Origin of the sequence: Aquamicrobium zhengzhouense (assembly GCF_016124105.1) — a bacterium.
In the GTDB taxonomy this organism is placed as follows: domain Bacteria; phylum Pseudomonadota; class Alphaproteobacteria; order Rhizobiales; family Rhizobiaceae; genus Aerobium; species Aerobium zhengzhouense.
In genome coordinates, this window is sequence record NZ_JADGMQ010000001.1 from 147044 (window position 1) to 164659 (window position 17616).

General features: G+C 59.0%; 18 protein-coding genes. 8 read left to right on the top strand and 10 right to left on the bottom strand.

Features of this window, described 5'->3' with window-relative positions; genetic code table 11:
* Positions 1 to 130: 130 nt before the first annotated feature.
* Positions 131 to 349: a hypothetical protein gene (locus IOD40_RS00630; RefSeq protein ID WP_198473262.1), complete on the top strand. Its 219-nt coding sequence runs from the start codon at positions 131 to 133 to the stop codon at positions 347 to 349.
* 63 nt (positions 350 to 412) lie between these two features.
* Here the strand turns inward: IOD40_RS00630 and IOD40_RS00635 are convergent, their stop codons facing one another.
* Positions 413 to 790: a COG4315 family predicted lipoprotein gene (locus IOD40_RS00635; protein ID WP_198473264.1), complete on the bottom strand. Its 378-nt coding sequence runs from the start codon at positions 788 to 790 to the stop codon at positions 413 to 415.
* A gap of 130 nt (positions 791 to 920) precedes the next feature.
* Here IOD40_RS00635 and IOD40_RS20145 point away from each other — a divergent pair, with 130 nt between their 5' ends.
* Positions 921 to 1046, top strand: coding sequence for a hypothetical protein (locus IOD40_RS20145; RefSeq protein ID WP_267905037.1), 126 nt, complete (start codon positions 921 to 923; stop codon positions 1044 to 1046).
* Between the two features lie 53 nt (positions 1047 to 1099).
* Positions 1100 to 2476 (top strand): aspartate aminotransferase family protein, encoded by a 1377-nt coding sequence (locus IOD40_RS00640; protein WP_198473266.1) that lies wholly within the window; start codon positions 1100 to 1102, stop codon positions 2474 to 2476.
* A gap of 409 nt (positions 2477 to 2885) precedes the next feature.
* Here IOD40_RS00640 and mmsB read toward each other — a convergent pair whose 3' ends face one another.
* The 7 genes from mmsB to IOD40_RS00675 all read right to left on the bottom strand — a co-directional run bounded on the left by mmsB (position 2886) and on the right by IOD40_RS00675 (position 11019).
* Positions 2886 to 3776 carry a 3-hydroxyisobutyrate dehydrogenase gene (gene mmsB, locus IOD40_RS00645; RefSeq protein WP_198473268.1) on the bottom strand — a complete coding sequence of 297 codons (891 nt, stop codon included), beginning with the start codon at positions 3774 to 3776 and terminating at the stop codon, positions 2886 to 2888.
* Between the two features lie 65 nt (positions 3777 to 3841).
* Positions 3842 to 5005, bottom strand: coding sequence for an isobutyryl-CoA dehydrogenase (locus tag IOD40_RS00650; protein WP_198473270.1), 1164 nt, complete (start codon positions 5003 to 5005; stop codon positions 3842 to 3844).
* A 109-nt stretch (positions 5006 to 5114) separates the two neighbouring features.
* A complete protein-coding gene (locus IOD40_RS00655; protein WP_407649035.1) occupies positions 5115 to 5864 on the bottom strand; it encodes a TSUP family transporter in 750 nt (249 codons plus the stop codon).
* 6 nt (positions 5865 to 5870) lie between these two features.
* Complete coding sequence (locus IOD40_RS00660) at positions 5871 to 7517, bottom strand: ABC transporter ATP-binding protein (RefSeq protein WP_198473272.1); 1647 nt, start codon at positions 7515 to 7517, stop codon at positions 5871 to 5873.
* A complete protein-coding gene (locus tag IOD40_RS00665; RefSeq protein WP_198473274.1) occupies positions 7514 to 8380 on the bottom strand; it encodes an ABC transporter permease in 867 nt (288 codons plus the stop codon). Before IOD40_RS00665 ends, IOD40_RS00660 begins: the two co-directional genes overlap by 4 nt.
* On the bottom strand, positions 8377 to 9324 hold the full coding sequence (locus tag IOD40_RS00670) for an ABC transporter permease (RefSeq protein ID WP_198473276.1): 948 nt from the start codon (positions 9322 to 9324) through the stop codon (positions 8377 to 8379). The genes IOD40_RS00665 and IOD40_RS00670 overlap by 4 nt, the downstream gene beginning before the upstream one ends.
* Before the next feature lie 210 nt (positions 9325 to 9534).
* Positions 9535 to 11019, bottom strand: coding sequence for an ABC transporter substrate-binding protein (locus IOD40_RS00675; protein WP_198473278.1), 1485 nt, complete (start codon positions 11017 to 11019; stop codon positions 9535 to 9537).
* A 203-nt stretch (positions 11020 to 11222) separates the two neighbouring features.
* Here IOD40_RS00675 and IOD40_RS00680 point away from each other — a divergent pair, with 203 nt between their 5' ends.
* Genes IOD40_RS00680 through IOD40_RS00700 form a run of 5 tightly spaced genes read left to right on the top strand, consistent with a single transcriptional unit; the run spans position 11223 to position 16213 of the window.
* A complete protein-coding gene (locus tag IOD40_RS00680) occupies positions 11223 to 12695 on the top strand; it encodes a DegQ family serine endoprotease (RefSeq protein ID WP_198473280.1) in 1473 nt (490 codons plus the stop codon).
* Positions 12696 to 12697: 2 nt separating this feature from the next.
* On the top strand, positions 12698 to 14014 hold the full coding sequence (locus tag IOD40_RS00685; RefSeq protein WP_198473282.1) for a replication-associated recombination protein A: 1317 nt from the start codon (positions 12698 to 12700) through the stop codon (positions 14012 to 14014).
* Between the two features lie 12 nt (positions 14015 to 14026).
* The gene (crcB, locus tag IOD40_RS00690) at positions 14027 to 14401 is read left to right on the top strand and encodes a fluoride efflux transporter CrcB (protein WP_198473284.1); all 375 of its coding nucleotides are present in this window, start codon (positions 14027 to 14029) and stop codon (positions 14399 to 14401) included.
* Positions 14402 to 14438: 37 nt separating this feature from the next.
* Positions 14439 to 15428: an RluA family pseudouridine synthase gene (locus tag IOD40_RS00695; RefSeq protein WP_198473286.1), complete on the top strand. Its 990-nt coding sequence runs from the start codon at positions 14439 to 14441 to the stop codon at positions 15426 to 15428.
* Positions 15428 to 16213, top strand: a complete 786-nt coding sequence (locus tag IOD40_RS00700; protein ID WP_198473288.1) for an ATP12 family chaperone protein — start codon at positions 15428 to 15430, stop codon at positions 16211 to 16213. Before IOD40_RS00695 ends, IOD40_RS00700 begins: the two co-directional genes overlap by 1 nt.
* Here IOD40_RS00700 and IOD40_RS00705 read toward each other — a convergent pair whose 3' ends face one another.
* The gene (locus IOD40_RS00705) at positions 16214 to 17083 is read right to left on the bottom strand and encodes an NAD(P)-dependent oxidoreductase (protein WP_198473290.1); all 870 of its coding nucleotides are present in this window, start codon (positions 17081 to 17083) and stop codon (positions 16214 to 16216) included.
* 11 nt (positions 17084 to 17094) lie between these two features.
* Entirely contained in the window at positions 17095 to 17607 is a 513-nt protein-coding gene (gene mobB / locus IOD40_RS00710) for a molybdopterin-guanine dinucleotide biosynthesis protein B (protein WP_198473292.1), read from the bottom strand.
* Positions 17608 to 17616 lie beyond the last annotated feature (9 nt).

Consider the following 17616-nt stretch of genomic DNA (forward strand, 5'->3'; position numbering starts at 1 on the left):
GACGTGTCTTGACATTCATGAAGTTGCCAAGCAGCGGACGAAAAAAAATAAAACAACGAAATCCGCTACTTATTAGGGAACCACTCGCGCCCTGCCGAGTTCGATGCTGTCACAGGACAGGAGTGTTGACGTGAAGAGGATTTCGGTTGCTTCTTTTGCAGAGCAGGCCATCGCGGAGAGTAGGTCGCGTCTGATTTCGGTCCCGAACGTGGTTGCAGGCATCCGCGAGCGAATTCCCGGCTGTGAGCACACTGATGAGGAGCTCGCCCATATAGTCTCTATGATCGCGATCAATCGCGGTTGCCAGCTCTCATACGTTCGAGCGATTGGCTACGAGCCGGTCAGGTAGTTTTCAGCATGCTAAGAAGTTGACGCGGCGCGAAATCGCCGCGTCTCTTTTTTCCGTGCGTGTCTAGTCCGCGGTGGCGAGATGCCAGACCCCTCCAACCCCGTCGCCGGTGGTATCGCCAGGCTGCTTGTCATCCACCCAGGTGTAGAGCGGTTTGCCCTTGTAAGCCCACATCTTCGTGCCGTCGGTTGCGTCGACAATGGACCAGTCGCCTTCGGCGGTTGCGCCTTCTTCTGCTTTGAAGGCGGGCCACTTCTCGAGACAGGCTGCATCGCAATTTGATTTGCCCGCCTCGTCCTTGTCGAATGTGTAGAGCGCCATGCCATTTTGGTCTGTGTAGACTTTTGCGTCGCCAATGGTCTGCACCTTGGCCGGCTCGGCTGCATAAGCGCTGGAGATGCCGATAAGCACTGCAGCGAATGTGGTGATCGCAACTTTCATAGGAACTGCTCCTCCCGCGAGCGTGATCGGGGTCAATCGCCGATCAACCTGACGAACGAACAGAGCAACTTCATGTTCCGGTAATCACGTACACTTGTTGAGATGTAGAAAGCCGGGCTATGCTGCAATCATGACGATAAGACTGCATCATATCGAGGCGGAACGTATCGCGGTGAAGCCGTCAGCTCGGACCCGCCATTCCGAGTTGCTGATCCTTTGCGCCCGGATCGGGTACTCGCCCCCTTCGTTCGATTGAATTTTCGCTCGGCAGCAAGCTGCCGCACCGATTCAATTGATGCGAGAAATCCCGTGACTTATCAAAATTTTTCCCTGAACCAGCTTCAGGATATCGACGCCGCTCACCATCTGCATCCTTTCACGGATCACAAGGATTTGCGCGGCGCTGGAAGCCGGATGATCACCCGGGCTGATGGGCCGTTCATCTACGATTCGGAAGGCAAACAGATACTCGACGGCATGGCCGGTCTCTGGTGCGTGAACGTAGGCTACGGGCGGCACGAACTCGCTGAGGCCGCCTACGAGCAGATGAAGGAGCTTCCGTACTACAATTCCTTCTTCCGCTGCACGACCCCGACGCCAGTTCTCCTGTCGAAGAAGCTGGCCGAAGTGGCTCCGGCTCACATCAATCAGGTATTCTACGGCTCTTCTGGCTCTGAAGCTAATGACACAGCGCTCCGCCTGGTTCGCCATTATTGGGCGCTGGAAGGTAAGCCGGAAAAGAACATCATCATCTCACGCCACAACGCCTACCATGGCTCGACAGTGGCGGGGACTTCTCTTGGTGGGATGTCGGCCATGCAGAGCCAGCTTGGCGGTGCCGTCCCGAACATCGTGCATGTCATGATGCCTTATGCTTTCGAACTCGCCGAGCCCGGTGAGAGCGATCATGATTTCGGCATTCGCGCGGCAAAGGCCATCGAAGATGCGATCCTCGAAGCTGGCCCGGAAAACGTCGCCGCTTTCATCGGCGAGCCGATCATGGGGGCGGGTGGCGTCAAGATCCCGCCGGCGAGCTATTGGCCTGAGGTTCAGCGTATCTGCCGCAAATACGATGTGCTGCTGATGCTGGACGAAGTCATCACAGGGTATGGCCGCACCGGCGCATGGTTTGCCGCTCAGTCGATGGGCATTGAACCCGATACGATCACAACTGCGAAAGCGCTTACTTCAGGCTATCAGCCGCTTTCGGCGCTGCTCGTCGGTGATCGGATCGCGTCGGCGTTGGTTGAAAAGGGTGGGGAGTTTTTCCACGGCTATACCTATTCAGGGCATCCTGTAGCCTGCGCGGTCGCTCTGGCCAATCTCGAGATCATCGAAAAAGAGGGTTTGATCGAACGTGTTCGCGACGAAACAGGGCCTTACTTCAACAAGGCTTTGAAGGAGCGGATCGAGGGACACCCCATCGTGGGCGAAGTCCGTTCGTTCGGCCTGATGGGTGCGATTGAGATCGTCAAGGACAAGGAAAGCCGTGCTCGCTTCCCGGATGAGGGTACGGCCGCGGTAGCGGTTCGCGACCACGCCATCGCAAACGGCATGATGCTGCGTGCAACCGGCGACACCATGATCCTTTCGCCACCCTTGATCTGGACCAGGGAGACGATCGATCTTGCAATCGAACGGATCGCCAAGGCGCTGGACCTCGCTGAACGCGATCTGCGGAAGTAGGATATCTGGACCCGGGGACGAGGAAAGATCTCGCTCCCCGATACCCCGGGTGTGGCAAGGAGTTCGGTAAGCGAGCGCTGACATATCCAAACAGCGGCAGAACCGCGCTCTCCCGGCGTGGGACGAACGCGGTCTTGCCAAAGATACGCATGGCGCTTCGCTTACGCAAAACTCTAGCGAACTGTACACTCCGGTACGCAATACCTGATCCGGAGTTTCGGGCGGCTGCGTTTGCCGCTCGCCAACCGTTTTATCCGGACATCGTTACCGGGGAGTTATCAAGACCTTAAGCAATTCTAAATTCGGCGTTTTTTTCGATTTTTGTTGCAAAAGGAGCGCCGGAAAAGCCGATTATTGCGGGATGCAATCGGGGGGTGGTTTCCCCTAAGTGGATGCAACTTGATTGCGCTTAATCCTGGTGATCGTCACCGCGCAGGAAGCGAATTATCCCAGAAAAATCCTCACCGCCGCCCCCCGAGGCTTCGTAAAGCGTATAGAGCTGCGCAGCTGCGGCTCCCATTGGCGTCGCAGCCCCGGCGGCCTGCGCAGCTTCCTGGGCAAGGCGCAGATCTTTCAACATCAGCGCTGCCGCAAAGCCCGGAGCATAATCGCGGTTGGCAGGAGAGGCGGGGACAGGCCCCGGAACAGGGCAATAGGACGTTAGCGACCAGCATTGCCCCGAAGACGTTGAGGCGACGTCGTACAACGCCTGATGCGAGAGGCCGAGTTTTTCAGCGAGGACGAATGCCTCACCAACCCCGATCATCGATATGCCAAGCAGCATGTTGTTGCAGATTTTAGCGGCCTGGCCGGCGCTTGCGTTACCACAATGGACGATCTTTCCGGCCATCGGCTGTAGCACCGGCTGAGCCTTGGAGAATGCTTCGCTGGATCCGCCGACCATGAAGGTCAATGTTCCGGCAGCAGCTCCGCCGACGCCGCCTGAAACCGGAGCATCTATGGAAAGCATGCCTGCTTCATTAGCGACCGTGTGCGCCTTTCGAGCGGACATCACGTCGATGGTGGAGGAATCGATAAACAGCGTGCCTGGCGCAGCCGCAGGAACGAGATCGGCGTAGACCGACAGCACATGGGCACCAGCGGGAAGCATGGTGATCACGACCTCAGAGCCGGTAACGGCCTCAGCCGCGCTCTTGGCGACTGTGATCCCGTTGCTTTCCGCAGTGTTCAAATTCGCTTCCACGAGATCGAACCCACGCACGGTGTGCCCGGCCTTGACCAGATTGGCCGCCATGGGATTGCCCATGTTGCCGAGGCCTATGAAAGCGATCGTGTTCATATGTTTCCTCCCAAGAAAGGGGCGATTTTTGACGAAGCTGCCGGCAGATCGGGGGCGTTCCTTGGCTACCGTCCCACTAGATTCCTTGCGATGATGACGCGCATGATCTCGTTTGTGCCCTCGAGAATCTGATGGACACGAAGATCGCGGGCCAGCTTCTCGATGCCATATTCATGCAGGTAGCCGTAGCCGCCGTGCAGTTGCAGCGCTTCGTTGGCGACGTTGAAGCAGGTATCGGTAACGAAGCGCTTGGCCATTGCTGACCAATTTCCGGCGTCATGCGCCTTCCGGTCCAACTTGGACGCGGCCGTGTAGAGCATCATTCGGGAGGCCTGAAGATCGGTCTCCATGTCTGCCAGTTTGAATTGCAGCGCCTGAAACTGATTGAGCGTTTTACCGAAGGCGGACCGCTCACCAGAATAGGCGAGAGCCTTGTCGAACGCTGCTTGGGCACCTCCCAACGAGCAGGCCGCGATGTTCAGCCGTCCGCCATCAAGGCCCGCCATGGCGATGCGAAACCCAGCGCCTTCCTCCATCAGAAGGTTTTTGACCGGGACGCGGCAGTCCTGAAAGATGACCTGACGCGTAGGCTGCATGTGCCAGCCCATCTTGCTCTCAGACGGGCCAAAGGAGAGCCCAGGCGCATCCTTGGGAACTACAAAACTCGAGATGCCTCTTGAGCCCTCTTCGCCTGTACGCGCCATCACGACGTAGAGATCCGATTCACCGGCACCAGAGATGAACTGTTTGGTTCCGTTAAGAACGTAGTGCTCACCATCCCGGACAGCTCGCGTGCGCAAAGCGGCAGCGTCTGAACCTGCACCTGGTTCGGTCAGGCAGTAGCTTGCCATCCACTCGAACGAGGTCATCTGCGGTAGCAAGCGCTGGCGCATTTCCTCCGATCCGAACGTGTCGATCATCCACGCAGCCATGTTGTGGATCGAGATCATCGAGGAGAAGCCGGGGCAGGCATTTGCCAGTGCCTCAAAGATCAGCACGGCGTCTAGGCGTGTCAGACCAGAGCCGCCCACATCTTCTCGCACATATATTCCACCCAGCCCGAGCGCCCCGGTCTCGCGGATGATGTCAGACGGAAAGAAGCGATCCCGGTCCCATTCAAGCGCATAGGGCGCGACACGATCGGCAGCAAATGCCGCCGTCATCTCCCGGATGGCGCGTTGATCTTCATTGAGTTCGAATTGGCTTGCAGCCTGAACAGCAGTGTCCATGGTTCTCCTCCCTATGGACAAGAATGCCCGCTACCTCAAAGCCAATTTAATCCATTGCCGAACATGCGCAACTGAACGGTGCGCACACAGGATGTGCGCTGGCCGTCGTTCAATTCAGCAAAAGTCGGATGGCCAGACCGACGCAGGTAATGACGAGAAGGGGTTTGATCAGTTTTGCGCCGCTCCTCATGGCAAGGCTCGCACCCAGCCGTGCGCCCAGGAACTGAGCGACGCCCATGACAAGGCCAATTTTCCAGTGGACCACACCAACCGAAGCAAACAGTGCGAAGCCGCCAAGATTGGAGGCGAAGTTGAGGAGCTTGGTGTGCGCGGTCGCTTTCAGAACGCCGTAGCCTGCCAGCGATACAAACGCGATCATGAAGAAGGAGCCGGTTCCCGGCCCGAAAACACCATCGTAAAAGCCGATCACTGGAACGATCGTTAGCCCGAAAAAAAATGGTGTAATCCGCTGGGCTCGATCGAAATCGTCCATATTGGGCTTGAAGGCGAAATAAAGGGCGATGGCTATGAGGAGCGCCGGAAGAATTGCTGCGAGCCACTCGCCCGGCAAAATGGTTGCAAGCCCTGCGCCCGCAACTGAGCCGATGAACGATACAAGCGCGGCGGGTAACTGCTTGCGAAGATCCACATGGCCTTTTGAAGCATATGCCAGCGTGGCCGAGCCAGAGCCGAACAGGCTCTGGAGTTTGTTGGTTCCGAGCGCATCGACAGGGGGATATCCGGCGAGCAACATTGCCGGGACCGTGATGAGGCCGCCGCCGCCCGCTATCGAGTCAATGAACCCTGCAAGAAGCGATGCGCCGATCAGCAGGACAACTATTTCCGGGGCAAGGTCCATCAGCATTCAAATTCGGCCAATTCTGGCAAGACGCCGTTCGAGAGCTCTTTGAAGGTCCGGCGCTGCTGCCACGAGCGCTTTTGCGGCATCCGACTGTGGCCGATCCAGAATGTCGTCCGTACGCCCGCTTTCGACAATCTTGCCCTCATGCATGACCATCACCCGATCAGTAATGGCGCGAGCCACCGTCAGATCGTGGGTGATGAACAGATAGGCGACGCCAAGACGCGCATTCAGATCCGCGAAGAGATCAAGCGCCTGAGCTCGGATCGAAACGTCGAGCGCGGAAACAGGCTCGTCGGCAACAATGAGTTTGGGACGTGTGATGATCGCACGCGCAATGGAAATGCGCTGACGCTGGCCGCCCGAGAATTCGTGCGGGTATTTATCCATGTCAGCCGGTGCCAGGCCGACCTTATCGAGCGCATCCGCCACCATGTCGCGGCGCTCGGAGATCGACGGCGCGATTTCCAGCAGGTGAAGCGGCTCTGCCACCAGGCGCTCAACCTTATGACGAGGGTCGAACGAGCCATAGGGATCCTGAAACACGATCTGCATGTTTCGACGCGCTGGCTTGAGCTTTGCCTCGGGGAGCGCACTGACGTCGTATCCGCTGAGATTGATCGTTCCGGAGGTGGGGCGATCGAGCGCGAGGATCATGCGCGCGAGCGTCGACTTTCCGCAGCCGGAACGGCCCACCAGCGCGACCGACTGCCCTTCGTCTAACGTGAATGAAACACTATCGACCGCCCGGAACACACCCGGCTTGCCGAACAGCGACGTACGGCGGTGGGGATAGTCACGGGTGACATTGTTGACCGAGAGCAGGGGGGCGGATCGTGCCTCTTCAGGCCCCTGTCGGTCGGCCGCTTTCTCTCCCCGATCGGGGACGTGCATCGACGCGAGTGCGAGCTGACGCGTATAGGGATGGCGTTGCTGGCTTAGTGTGTGCGCTGTCTCACCAGCTTCCATCACCTCGCCGTTGCGCATGATGGTCACGCGGTCTGACATGTCGGCGACGACTGCGAGATCGTGGGAGATGAGCAGGAGGCCCATCTTATGCTCGTCGACGAGATCGCGGAGAAGTTCGAGGATCTGCTTTTGTAAAACGACGTCGAGCGCAGTGGTGGGCTCGTCGGCAATCAGCAACTTCGGGGCGAGGGCACAGGCAATGGCAATCACCACTCGCTGACGCTGACCACCCGAAAGTTCATGAGGATAGCGGCTCAAGGGGAATTTCGCTTCGGGCAAACCGACACGGTCGAGCATCCGACGTGCGCGTTCCTCGGCTTCTGCGCGGGACGCGCGCGTGTGCCACCTTATCCCTTCCGACACCTGTTCGCCGATCGTCTTGACCGGGTTCAGGGCGGTCATCGGCTCCTGGAACACCATGCCAATGTCATTGCCGCGTAAGCGGTTCATCGCCGCTTCTGGTGCGCCAAGAAGGCTGATGCCATTGAAGGATATCCGACCTGACGCTTGTATCGCCGCTGGAAGGAGCTGCATCACAGCCAGCGCGGTCATCGATTTGCCAGACCCGCTTTCGCCGACAAGACCCATCACCTTGCCTTGGCCAAGTGTCAGATTAATACCTTTCAGGATTGGCAGATTGCCAATGTGGAGACGAAGATCCTCAATCTCGAGAAGGCTCATCGCTCACGCCTCAACTTCGGATCGAGGAGATCACGCAGGCCATCGCCCAGCAGGTTGAGGCCAAGTACCGTGACAACGATTGCAAATCCGGGAAACAGGGCCTGATACGGCGCGATCATCATCCGTGTCTGCGAGTCGAACAGCATCCGCCCCCAAGAGGGCATCGGCGGCTGTGCCCCAAGGCCGACGTAGGAGAGACCGGATTCCGCCAGGATTCCGAGCGCGAACTGGATCGTGCCCTGGATCAGCAGGATCGCCGCGATGTTCGGCAGGATGTGCTCGATGGTGATCTGCGCGCGGCCTTTTCCGGACGCCCTTGCTGCCAGGACGTACTCGCGAGGCCAGATCGACATTGCGCCTGCACGCGCCACCCGCGCAAACACCGGGACGTTGAAGATGCCGATCGCGATGATTGCATTGATCGCGCCCGGACCAAAAATTGCTGTGATCATGACCGCCGACAACAGCGCCGGGAAGGCGAAAACAATGTCATTCATACGCATCAGGGTTTCATCGACCCAGCCGCCGCGGGCGGCGGCCCAGCAACCGATTGGAATGCCGATGCCCATGCCAATACCAACGGCCACCAGTGCGACGGCGATCGAATTGCGCGACCCGATCATGATCATCGACAGGATGTCGCGCCCGAAATGGTCGGTGCCGAACGGGTGCGCCCATGATGGCGGCTTCATCTTGTTCGCAACAACAAGATGGGTGATGTCATAAGGGGTCCAGAAAAACGAGACGAGGGCGACAAGCGCTATCAGCACCGTGATTGCGCTTCCGATCAGGAACGAGCGGTTACCGAAGGCGTGCAGCAACAAGCCGAAACTACGAGACGGAGCGGCTTGGTGCGCGCTCATGCCTTCACCCGGAGTCTTGGATCAACAGCTGCGTAGAGGATGTCCACTACGAGGTTCACGACCACCACGCTGGCGACCAGCAGCATGACGACGCCTTCGACGACGATGAGATCGCGCTGGGTAATCGCTTGAAAGACGAGACGGCCCAGCCCCGGAAGGTAGAAAACGTTCTCGATGATGATCGTGCCTGCCAGAAGGAAGGCGAACTGGAGACCCAGGATCGTCAGAACGGGGATCATGGCGTTGCGAAGGGCATGCCGCCACAGCACTGTTCGGCGTGACATGCCTTTGGCCCGAGCTGTCCTGATGTAGTCCTCACCCAGCACCTCAAGCATCGCCGAGCGGGTGACACGGGCAAGGATTGCAGCTTGAGGCAGCGCAAGCGCCAGTGACGGCATGATCAGCGCCTTTAGCGCGGGCCATATGCCGGCGCCCCAGCCGGGAAAACCGCCTGCAGGAAGTACCCTCAGCCATACCGCGAAGAGGTAGACGAGCAACAGCGCAAACCAGAAATTGGGTATGGCGACGCCAATTTGCGCTGCTCCCATCGACGCGGAATCGGCAATCGTGCCACGGCGGGATGCTGCGAAAATACCGACGGGGATTGCTATAGCCGTCGATAGAAAGAGAGACAGGATCGCGAGGGGGAGCGAGACTATGCCTCGCTCGATGATCAGGTCGAGGACCGGTGATGAGTAGGTCCATGAACGACCGAAATCGCCCATCAGCATACCGCCGATCCAGTTGAAATATCGAACCGGGATAGATTGATCGAGACCCATCTGGCTTCGAAGTGCCTCAAGCGCTTCCGGGGTTGCGTTCATGCCGAGCATCAGCAGGGCAGGATCCCCCGGAACGATCTCCAGCACGGCAAAGACAACGATAGAGGCTACGATCAGCGTCACCAGGCCGATCAACAGTCGCTTCGCAAGGAAGGCGCTCACGCCAGCCTCGAGGGAGGCGTGTGAAGCATCCCCTTTCGCGCTTGGATAGTCCGCAGCAGTCTGGGCCGGGACGAAGTCTGGCTACCGATCAGGCACATTTTCTTCCGGTGCCGTGTTTTCGCGACAGTTTCAAGGGCCGATCCGCCCAACGTGCGGGCGGATAGCAACTTGTAGGCCGGAAAAGCGCGGCAGCGTGTCAAATGCGGCCCGCTATTGCTTCCACTTTACCTTGGTCAGATCGTTGGCCTGAACCGGCATGTTGTGCCACATCCCTTCCAGGTTGGCGTCCCAGACGCCGATCTTCGGCAGTTCGAACAGGAAGCCGACGGGTGTGTCCTTCGCGAGAATTTCCTGTGCCTTGCGATAAAGCTCGTTTCGCTTGGCCTCATCGGCGGTGACGTCCAGCTCCTCAATGACCGCGTTAAAGTCCGGGTTCTGATAGCTGATGTAATAATCCGGCCGCGAATAGATATCGATGTCGTTCGGCTCGGTGTGCGAGATGATGGTGAGGTCGTAGTCCTTTTCCTTGAAGACCGTGCTAAGCCAATCTGCCCATTCGACGGGGATGATTTCGAGATTGATACCGATCTGGCGAAGCTGCGAAGCGATGACCTGACCGCCTTCGCGAGCATAAGGCGGCGGCGGGAGCTTGAGCGTAGCTGAGAAACCATCGGGATAACCGGCCTCTGCGAGCAGAGCCTTCGCCTTCTCCGGATCGTAAGGGTAGGTGCCAGTTAAGTCTTCATATGCGGCGTTGGCGGGTGAGAAGTGGGAGCCGATCGGGGTTCCCAAGCCGCCCATGCCATTGCCTGCGATGACCTCGTCGCGGTTGATTGCGTGGGCGATAGCCTGGCGCACCTTGATGTCGTTGAATGGCTCCTTGCCGTTGTTCATGCTGAGGATCGTTTCGCCCTCGGTAACGCCGACAACGACCTCGAAGCGCGGATCGGCTTTGAACTGCTCGAGGACTTCTCCAACCGGCGCCATTGGAAACGCGTGCACGTCACCCGAGAGTAGAGCCGGGACTGCGGCAGCGGCGTCAGGGATGACACGGAACTCTGCCTTTTCGAGCGCGACCGGCTCACCCCAGTAATCTGCGTTCTTGACGATTGTGATCGATGAGCCGCGCGCCCAATTTTCGAATTTGAACGGCCCGGTGCCGACTGGTTTCTCCGCGTTGGTGGCCGCACTTTCTGGTGCCACCATCACCGCATCGCCCCATCCCATGTTATAGAGGAAGGAGCCCTGCGGACGCTTCAACGTCACCTTGAGAATATATGGGTCGACCACCTCGACAGTGTCGATGGCGGCGAAGAGGGCCTTTTGTGCGTTGGTGGAGTCGTCGGCGCGGGCGCGGTCGAGCGAGAATTTTGCATCATCAGCGTCGAAGGCGCTGCCGTCATGGAATTTCGCGTTCTGCCTGAGATAGAAGGTGTAAACCTTCCCGTCGTCAGAGATATCCCAACGTTCGGCAAGGGCGGGCAGGACTTCGCCAGACTGGCCGATGCGCGTCAGACCTTCGAAGACGTTCGCATACAGGATTTCGTCGATCGCCGCGGCCGCTCCCGCGGTTGGGTCAAGGTGAGGCGGCTCCAGCACCACGCCAAGAACCAGATCCGCTCGCTGCGCAAATGCGGAGGTCGACGTTACCAACGCGAATGCGGTTGCAGCCAAGACCGATTTGACAAGCGTCATTGAACTCTCACCTATCATCAAAAATCTGCATCGGATCAAAGCGCGAAACTGACGTTGAGTAAATCGCATTTGACGAAGTTGTACCGCAATGCACAGAAGACACGCGGCAGACCCTACGAAAAAGATGTCTCGTTTGGCCACGGCCTTCCATTTTGCACATTGATCGCGACAATGCGCAGGCATACGCGAACTGAGGATTCTCCATGCGCCTGAAGATTCTTGTCCCTGCTGTCCTGTCCCTGGCCCTCGTTGCTGGAGCGGCCTCAAATTTGGCAGCGCAGGAGAGCAGGGGGCTCGCCGACGCGCTGAGCGATCTCCTTCGAGGCGGAACCCCATCGGAAGAAGCCACCCGCAGACTGCCATTCGGCCGTGAGGAGGTTCAGCTGTCCTATGCGCCGCTGGTGCGAGCCGTTTCACCGGCGGTGGTGAACGTCTACGCATCTCAACAGGTTCAGGTGCGCTCGCCCTTTTCCGGCGACCCTTTCTTCGAACAGTTTTTCGGACGCAGACAGCTACCGCCGCGTGCGAAATCCTCGCTCGGATCCGGCGTGATTGTCGATCCGAGCGGTTTCATCGTCACCAACTACCACGTCATTGAAGGTGCTGACGAAGTAAAGGTCGCGATGGTCGATGGTCGTGAGTTCAACAGCAAGATATTACTGCGCGACGAATCCTTGGATCTTGCCGTGATCAAGATCGACGGAGCCGAACCGTTTCCCGTCGCCCCGCTCGGCGATTCAGATGCGCTTGAGGTAGGGGATCTCGTCCTCGCTATCGGAAATCCGTTTGGGGTTGGTCAGACAACCACAAGCGGCATCGTCTCGGCACTGGCGCGCACGCATGTCGGCGTGAACGATTTCGGCTTTTTCATCCAGACGGATGCGGCGATCAACCCAGGTAATTCCGGTGGCGCTCTTGTCTCCATGCGAGGCGACGTGATCGGCATCAATACGGCGATCTACAGCAAGAGCGGCGGATCCATCGGAATTGGATTTGCGATTCCTTCCAATATCGTGCGGGCGGTTGTTGAAGCAGCACGTTCGGGTAACGATTTCTTCGAGCGACCCTTCGTCGGCGCTACTTTTGAGAATGTGACAGCGCAGATTGCGGAAGCACTCGGGATGGCACGGCCAACGGGCGCGCTCGTGCAGCAGGTGGCTCCCGACGGGCCAGCAGCCAAGGCTGGCCTGCGCCCGGGCGATGTTGTTCTGGCGATGAACGGTGCGGCGATCGAGCATCCCGATGCGCTGGGCTACCGCCTTGCCACACAGTCCATCGGCAGCATGTCGGAGCTGACGGTTTTGAGCCAGGGAACGGAACGGACGCTGGAGATCGAACTCGCGCGTGCCCCCGAGGGAGTATCCAGCGCGGAGATCATCATCGAAGGGCGCAGCCCATTTGCAGGAACGAAAGTCGCATCTTTGTCGCCAAGGCTTGCGCAGCGGCTTGGACTGAGAGGTCAGGCAAGCGGCGATGGTGTCGCGATCCTTGAAGTCAGCCGGGGCTCGCCTGCAGCAAGCTTTGGTCTGCAGCCTCGCGACATAGTCAGAGAGGTGAATGGCGAAGCCATCGAGACGCCTGAGAAGCTCAGAGAAATCGCCATGTCCAATTCCCGCTGGTGGCGCTTTACCATCGAGCGCGACGGCCGGCTGATGAACCAGATTTTACGCTACTGATAATGACAGATCTTTTTTCACACGGGCCGGAGAATTCGGCGCCGCAGCCGGGAAGGCCGCTCGCGGATCGGCTGCGTCCTTCAACTTTGGTCGAAGTGGTCGGACAAGAGCACCTGACGGGGGAAGATGGCGTACTCACCCGGATGATCCGTTCAGGATCATTAGGCTCAATGATCTTTTGGGGCCCGCCCGGGACTGGCAAGACGACCGTTGCGCGTCTGCTCGCCGGTGAGACGGATCTGGCGTTCGAGCAGATTTCCGCAATTTTTTCTGGCGTGGCCGACCTGAAGAAGGTCTTCGAAACCGCGCGCATGCGGCGAGCAAGCGGTCGTCAGACACTGCTGTTCGTGGACGAAATCCATCGCTTCAATCGCGCTCAGCAAGATTCGTTTCTGCCTGTGATGGAGGACGGCACCGTCATTCTCGTCGGCGCGACGACGGAAAATCCGTCATTTGAGCTGAATGCAGCGCTGCTCTCCCGCGCGAGAGTCCTCACATTTCGGTCACTCGAGCCGGAAAGCGTGATGAGTTTGCTTGAGCGTGCGGAGCGTCTTGAGGGACGCCCGCTTCCTCTCGACGCCGAGGCCCGTACTGTCCTTGTCCGCATGGCAGACGGGGACGGTCGCGCCTCGCTGACGCTCGCTGAGGAAGTCTGGCGCGCGGCTCGTCCAGATGAAATCTTCGACGCTGAGGGGCTGCAACAGGTCGTTCAGCGCCGCGCGCCGATCTACGACAAGAGCCAGGACGGCCACTACAATCTGATATCGGCGCTGCATAAATCCGTTCGCGGATCGGACCCGGACGCAGCGCTTTACTATCTCGCCCGTATGTTCGATGCGGGAGAGGACCCTCTCTATATCGGACGGCGCCTTGTGCGGATGGCGGTTGAGGACATCGGACTTTCAGACCCGCAGGCGCTGGTGATCACCAACGCAGCCAAGGACGCATACGATTATCTCGGATCCCCCGAGGGTGAGCTCGCGCTGGCGCAGGCCTGCGTCTACCTCGCGACAGCACCGAAATCCAACGGCGTCTATGTCGCCTTCAAGGCGGCGATGCGTACCGCAAAGGAACACGGGTCGCTGCGCCCACCGCCCCATATTCTCAACGCGCCCACCAAGCTGATGAAGGCTGAGGGCTACGGCAGCGGCTATCGCTACGATCACGATGAACCTGACGCATTTTCCGGTCAGGACTACTTCCCGGAAGCGCTGGGGCGCCAAAAACTCTATGATCCGCCAGATCGCGGCTTCGAGCGTGAAATTCGCAAACGGCTGGACTGGTGGGCGAAGCTTCGGCGCGAGCGGCAGCAGCGATAAGGCTGATTGGCGATGAACCAGCTCTTACTTGTGGCACTGGGCGGTGCCGTCGGTTCAGCTTTCAGGCATCTCACCAATCAATGGTCGCTGCGGGCGTTCGGCACGGGCTTTCCGTGGGGAACGCTGATCGTCAATCTGTTCGGATGTTTCCTGATGGGGGTGATTGTCGAACTTCTGGCGAGGCGTTCGGCAAGCCCGGAACTGCGGCTGCTACTGACAACAGGGCTACTTGGCGGTTTCACGACTTTCTCGGCCTTCTCGCTGGATTTTGCCTCGCTTTACCAGCGCGGAGCCATGTTTGAGGCCTTCACTTATGTCGCCGGAACCGTCGTTCTTTCTCTCATTGGCGTGTTTCTCGGATTGTGGCTCGCGAAAATAGCGGCGTGATGCTATCTGGCCCGCTTGATACGAAGGTTGGCGTTATATGGCAGGCGTAGAACAAATTACTGTCGAGCAAGGCGAAACGGGCATGCGGCTCGATCGCTGGTTCAAGACTCATTTCCCCGGTCTCGGCTTCGGTCACCTGCAGAAGCTGCTGCGATCGGGACAAATTCGCGTGGATGGAGGGCGGGCAAAGGCTGACACTCGGCTTGAGCCGGGGCAAGTCGTGCGCGTTCCGCCGCTTGGCGTGGATCGCAAGGGCGACGAGCCGCTGACGGCAAAGACCATACGCGGTCAGGATGACGGCGCGGTCCTGCGGAAGATGATGCTGTATGAAGACCAGTCGGTCTACGTCTTCAACAAGCCATCAGGGCTTGCCGTTCAGGGCGGATCTGGCGTCGTGCGCCATGTCGATGACATGCTTGAAGCCTTCCGCAACAAAAAGGGTGAAAAGCCGCGCCTGGTCCACCGTCTCGACCGCGACACATCCGGCGTGCTTGTTGTTGCGCGCTCCCGTCTGGCCGCGATGAAGTTGGCGGAAGCCTTTCGTGGCCGCGATGCGCAGAAGACCTATTGGGCTCTGGTGAAAGGCATCCCGAAGAAGCATGAGGGCCGCATATCCACCTGGTTGCTGAAAGAGCAGACCCCGCTGGATGGCGATCGCATGCGCGTGGCCAAGCATGGCGAAACCGGTGCCGACCACGCCATCTCCAACTATCGTCTCATCGAAACGGCGGGACAGCGGCTTTCATGGCTGGAGATGGAGCCTTACACCGGGCGTACGCACCAGCTGCGCGTTCATGCAGCGCATATTGACTGCCCGATTATCGGCGATCCAAAATACTTTGAAGCGGACACCAACTGGGAGTTTCCGGGGGGGATGCAAAACCGCCTGCATCTTCACGCGCGCAGGATCGTTATTCCGCATCCAGATGGGAAAGGCGTGATCGACGTCACAGCACCTTTGCCGCCACATATGAGGCAGAGCTGGAACCTGCTTGGCTTTGACGAGACGAGTGCGGAGGAAGAGTGATGAGCGATCTTTTCCAGGGTGACGTTCCGGAGCCTTCCGATCCGGATCCGGTCAAGCGTGCACAGGCGAGCCTGAAGCCACAGCTTCCCAAGCGCTTCTACAACGATGCCGCCGTAGCTGTCGTAGCTGAGGGATATGCGGTCCAGCTCGATGGGCGTCCAGTCCGCACGCCAGGCCGCGCCGTACTGGCGCTTCCGAGTGAAACTGCCGCACAACTCGTTGCAGCTGAGTTTGCGGCTCAGGGAGAGCATATCGATCCCATGTCGATGCCGGTTCTGCGTCTGGCAAATTCCGCGATCGATGGGGTGATCCCACAGATGCAAGCGGTGCTGGAAGACATCGTGAAATACGCATCGTCGGACCTTCTGTGCTACCGGGCCGAGGGACCTGAAAAGCTGGTCGAGCGGCAACGCGCAGTTTGGGATCCGGCACTCGAATGGGCGCGGTCGACGCTGGGTGCGCGTTTCTTCCTCGCCGAAGGTGTGATGCATGTCGAGCAGCCGTCAGAAGCTCTCGACGCTGTGAGGTTGTGGCTGCAGAAGCGTGAGGAGCCGTTCCGGCTGGCGGCAATCCACACGATGACCACCATAACGGGATCCGCGCTTCTTGCTCTTGCAGCGGAGGCGCGTGCCATGCCCGCAGATGATGTTTGGGAAGCCGCTCATCTTGATGAGCGCTGGACCAGCGAGCATTGGGGCGAGGACGCCGAAGCCATTGCCCGCGAAAAGAACAGGCGGCGTGACTTTGACGCCGCCTTGCAGCTGTGTGAGGCTATTCCCGCCTGATCATTTTTCCAGGCGCGCCAGAAGGGCGGAGGTGTCCCAGCGACCGCCGCCCAACTGCTGCACATCCTTGTAGAACTGATCGATCAGGGCCGTTACGGGCAGTTTGGCACCGTTGCGATCTGCCTCGTCGAGGCAAATCGCGAGGTCCTTGCGCATCCAGTCGATGGCGAAGCCGAAGTCATATTTGCCTTCATTCATGGTCTTGTGCCGGTTTTCCATCTGCCAGGAGCCTGCCGCGCCCTTGGAAATGACGTCCACCACCTTTTCGATATCCAGCCCGGCCTTTTTGCCAAAGTGGAGAGCTTCGGAGAGACCCTGAAGAAGACCGCCGATGCAGATCTGGTTGACCATCTTAGTCAGCTGACCAGCGCCTGCCGGCCCCATATGTCCGACCATCCGCGCAAAGGATTCGATGATCGGGCGCGCGCGGTCAAATATATCCTGATCACCACCGCACATGACGGTAAGGACGCCGTTCTCGGCACCTGCCTGACCACCTGACACCGGAGCGTCGATGAAGCCGATGCCGCGCTCTCGGGCAGAAGCGTAAAGCTCCCGCGCGACTTCTGCGGACGCGGTCGTGTTGTCGATGAAGATCGAGCCCTTCGTCATGGCGGAGAAGGCCCCCTGATCGCCAAGCGTCACCTGACGCAGATCATCATCGTTTCCGACACAGGCGAATACATAGTCCTGGCCTTCCGCGGCTTCAGCTGGCGTTGCTGCCGCGCGTCCGCCGTTCTCTGCTACCCACTTTTCTGCCTTGGCGCTCGTGCGGTTATAGACGGTGACTTCGTGACCACCCTTTTCCTTGAGGTGGCGGGCCATCGGATATCCCATTACGCCCAATCCAAGAAATGCGACCTTAGCCATGCGGCTCCTCCCTAATCGTTTGCTGCGAGACCGATCGTGGTCTCGATAAAGTCTGCAATGGCAGCGATGTCATTCAGATCAAAAGCCGGCACCGTGGCGTCTTCGACTGCATGATCCGCGGCAATTGCGATGATGTTCGATGATCCAGGCAGGGGGGCGCGGTCGCGCGCTTCGAGCCTTCGCACCTCGATTTTCGGGTGGCGATCCCGCTTGAACCCTTCGACCAGAACGATGTCGCAGGGAGAAAGCCGAGACAGTAGTTCTTCGAGAGTTGGCTCGACCCCATCTCTTATCTCATGCATCAGGGCCCAGCGGCGGCTGGTCGCCAGCAGAACTTCACCGGCTCCGGCAGCCCGGTGGCGAAAGCTGTCTGTACCTACCTGGTCTACATCCGTCTCATGGTGTGCGTGCTTGATGGTCGACACCCGCCGACCGCGGCTGGTCAGTTCAGAAACCAGACGCTCGGTCAGCGTTGTCTTGCCTGAGTTTTTCCATCCGGAGATGCCGATGACATGGTGTTGCACGGGCTACCC

Excerpts from the sequence above, each read along its gene's own strand:
- IOD40_RS00685 (WP_198473282.1), top strand. The coding sequence starts at position 12,698 with ATGACAGATCTTTTTTCACACGGGCCGGAGAATTCGGCGCCGCAGCCG.
- crcB (WP_198473284.1), top strand. The coding sequence starts at position 14,027 with ATGAACCAGCTCTTACTTGTGGCACTGGGCGGTGCCGTCGGTTCAGCT.
- IOD40_RS00695 (WP_198473286.1), top strand. The coding sequence starts at position 14,439 with ATGGCAGGCGTAGAACAAATTACTGTCGAGCAAGGCGAAACGGGCATG.
- IOD40_RS00665 (WP_198473274.1), bottom strand. The coding sequence starts at position 8,380 with ATGAGCGCGCACCAAGCCGCTCCGTCTCGTAGTTTCGGCTTGTTGCTG.
- IOD40_RS00650 (WP_198473270.1), bottom strand. The coding sequence starts at position 5,005 with ATGGACACTGCTGTTCAGGCTGCAAGCCAATTCGAACTCAATGAAGAT.
- IOD40_RS00700 (WP_198473288.1), top strand. The coding sequence starts at position 15,428 with ATGAGCGATCTTTTCCAGGGTGACGTTCCGGAGCCTTCCGATCCGGAT.
- IOD40_RS00705 (WP_198473290.1), bottom strand. The coding sequence starts at position 17,083 with ATGGCTAAGGTCGCATTTCTTGGATTGGGCGTAATGGGATATCCGATG.
- IOD40_RS00680 (WP_198473280.1), top strand. The coding sequence starts at position 11,223 with ATGCGCCTGAAGATTCTTGTCCCTGCTGTCCTGTCCCTGGCCCTCGTT.
- IOD40_RS00675 (WP_198473278.1), bottom strand. The coding sequence starts at position 11,019 with ATGACGCTTGTCAAATCGGTCTTGGCTGCAACCGCATTCGCGTTGGTA.
- IOD40_RS00655 (WP_407649035.1), bottom strand. The coding sequence starts at position 5,864 with ATGGACCTTGCCCCGGAAATAGTTGTCCTGCTGATCGGCGCATCGCTT.
- IOD40_RS20145 (WP_267905037.1), top strand. The coding sequence starts at position 921 with ATGACGATAAGACTGCATCATATCGAGGCGGAACGTATCGCGGTGAAG.
- IOD40_RS00635 (WP_198473264.1), bottom strand. The coding sequence starts at position 790 with ATGAAAGTTGCGATCACCACATTCGCTGCAGTGCTTATCGGCATCTCC.
- mmsB (WP_198473268.1), bottom strand. The coding sequence starts at position 3,776 with ATGAACACGATCGCTTTCATAGGCCTCGGCAACATGGGCAATCCCATG.
- IOD40_RS00660 (WP_198473272.1), bottom strand. The coding sequence starts at position 7,517 with ATGAGCCTTCTCGAGATTGAGGATCTTCGTCTCCACATTGGCAATCTG.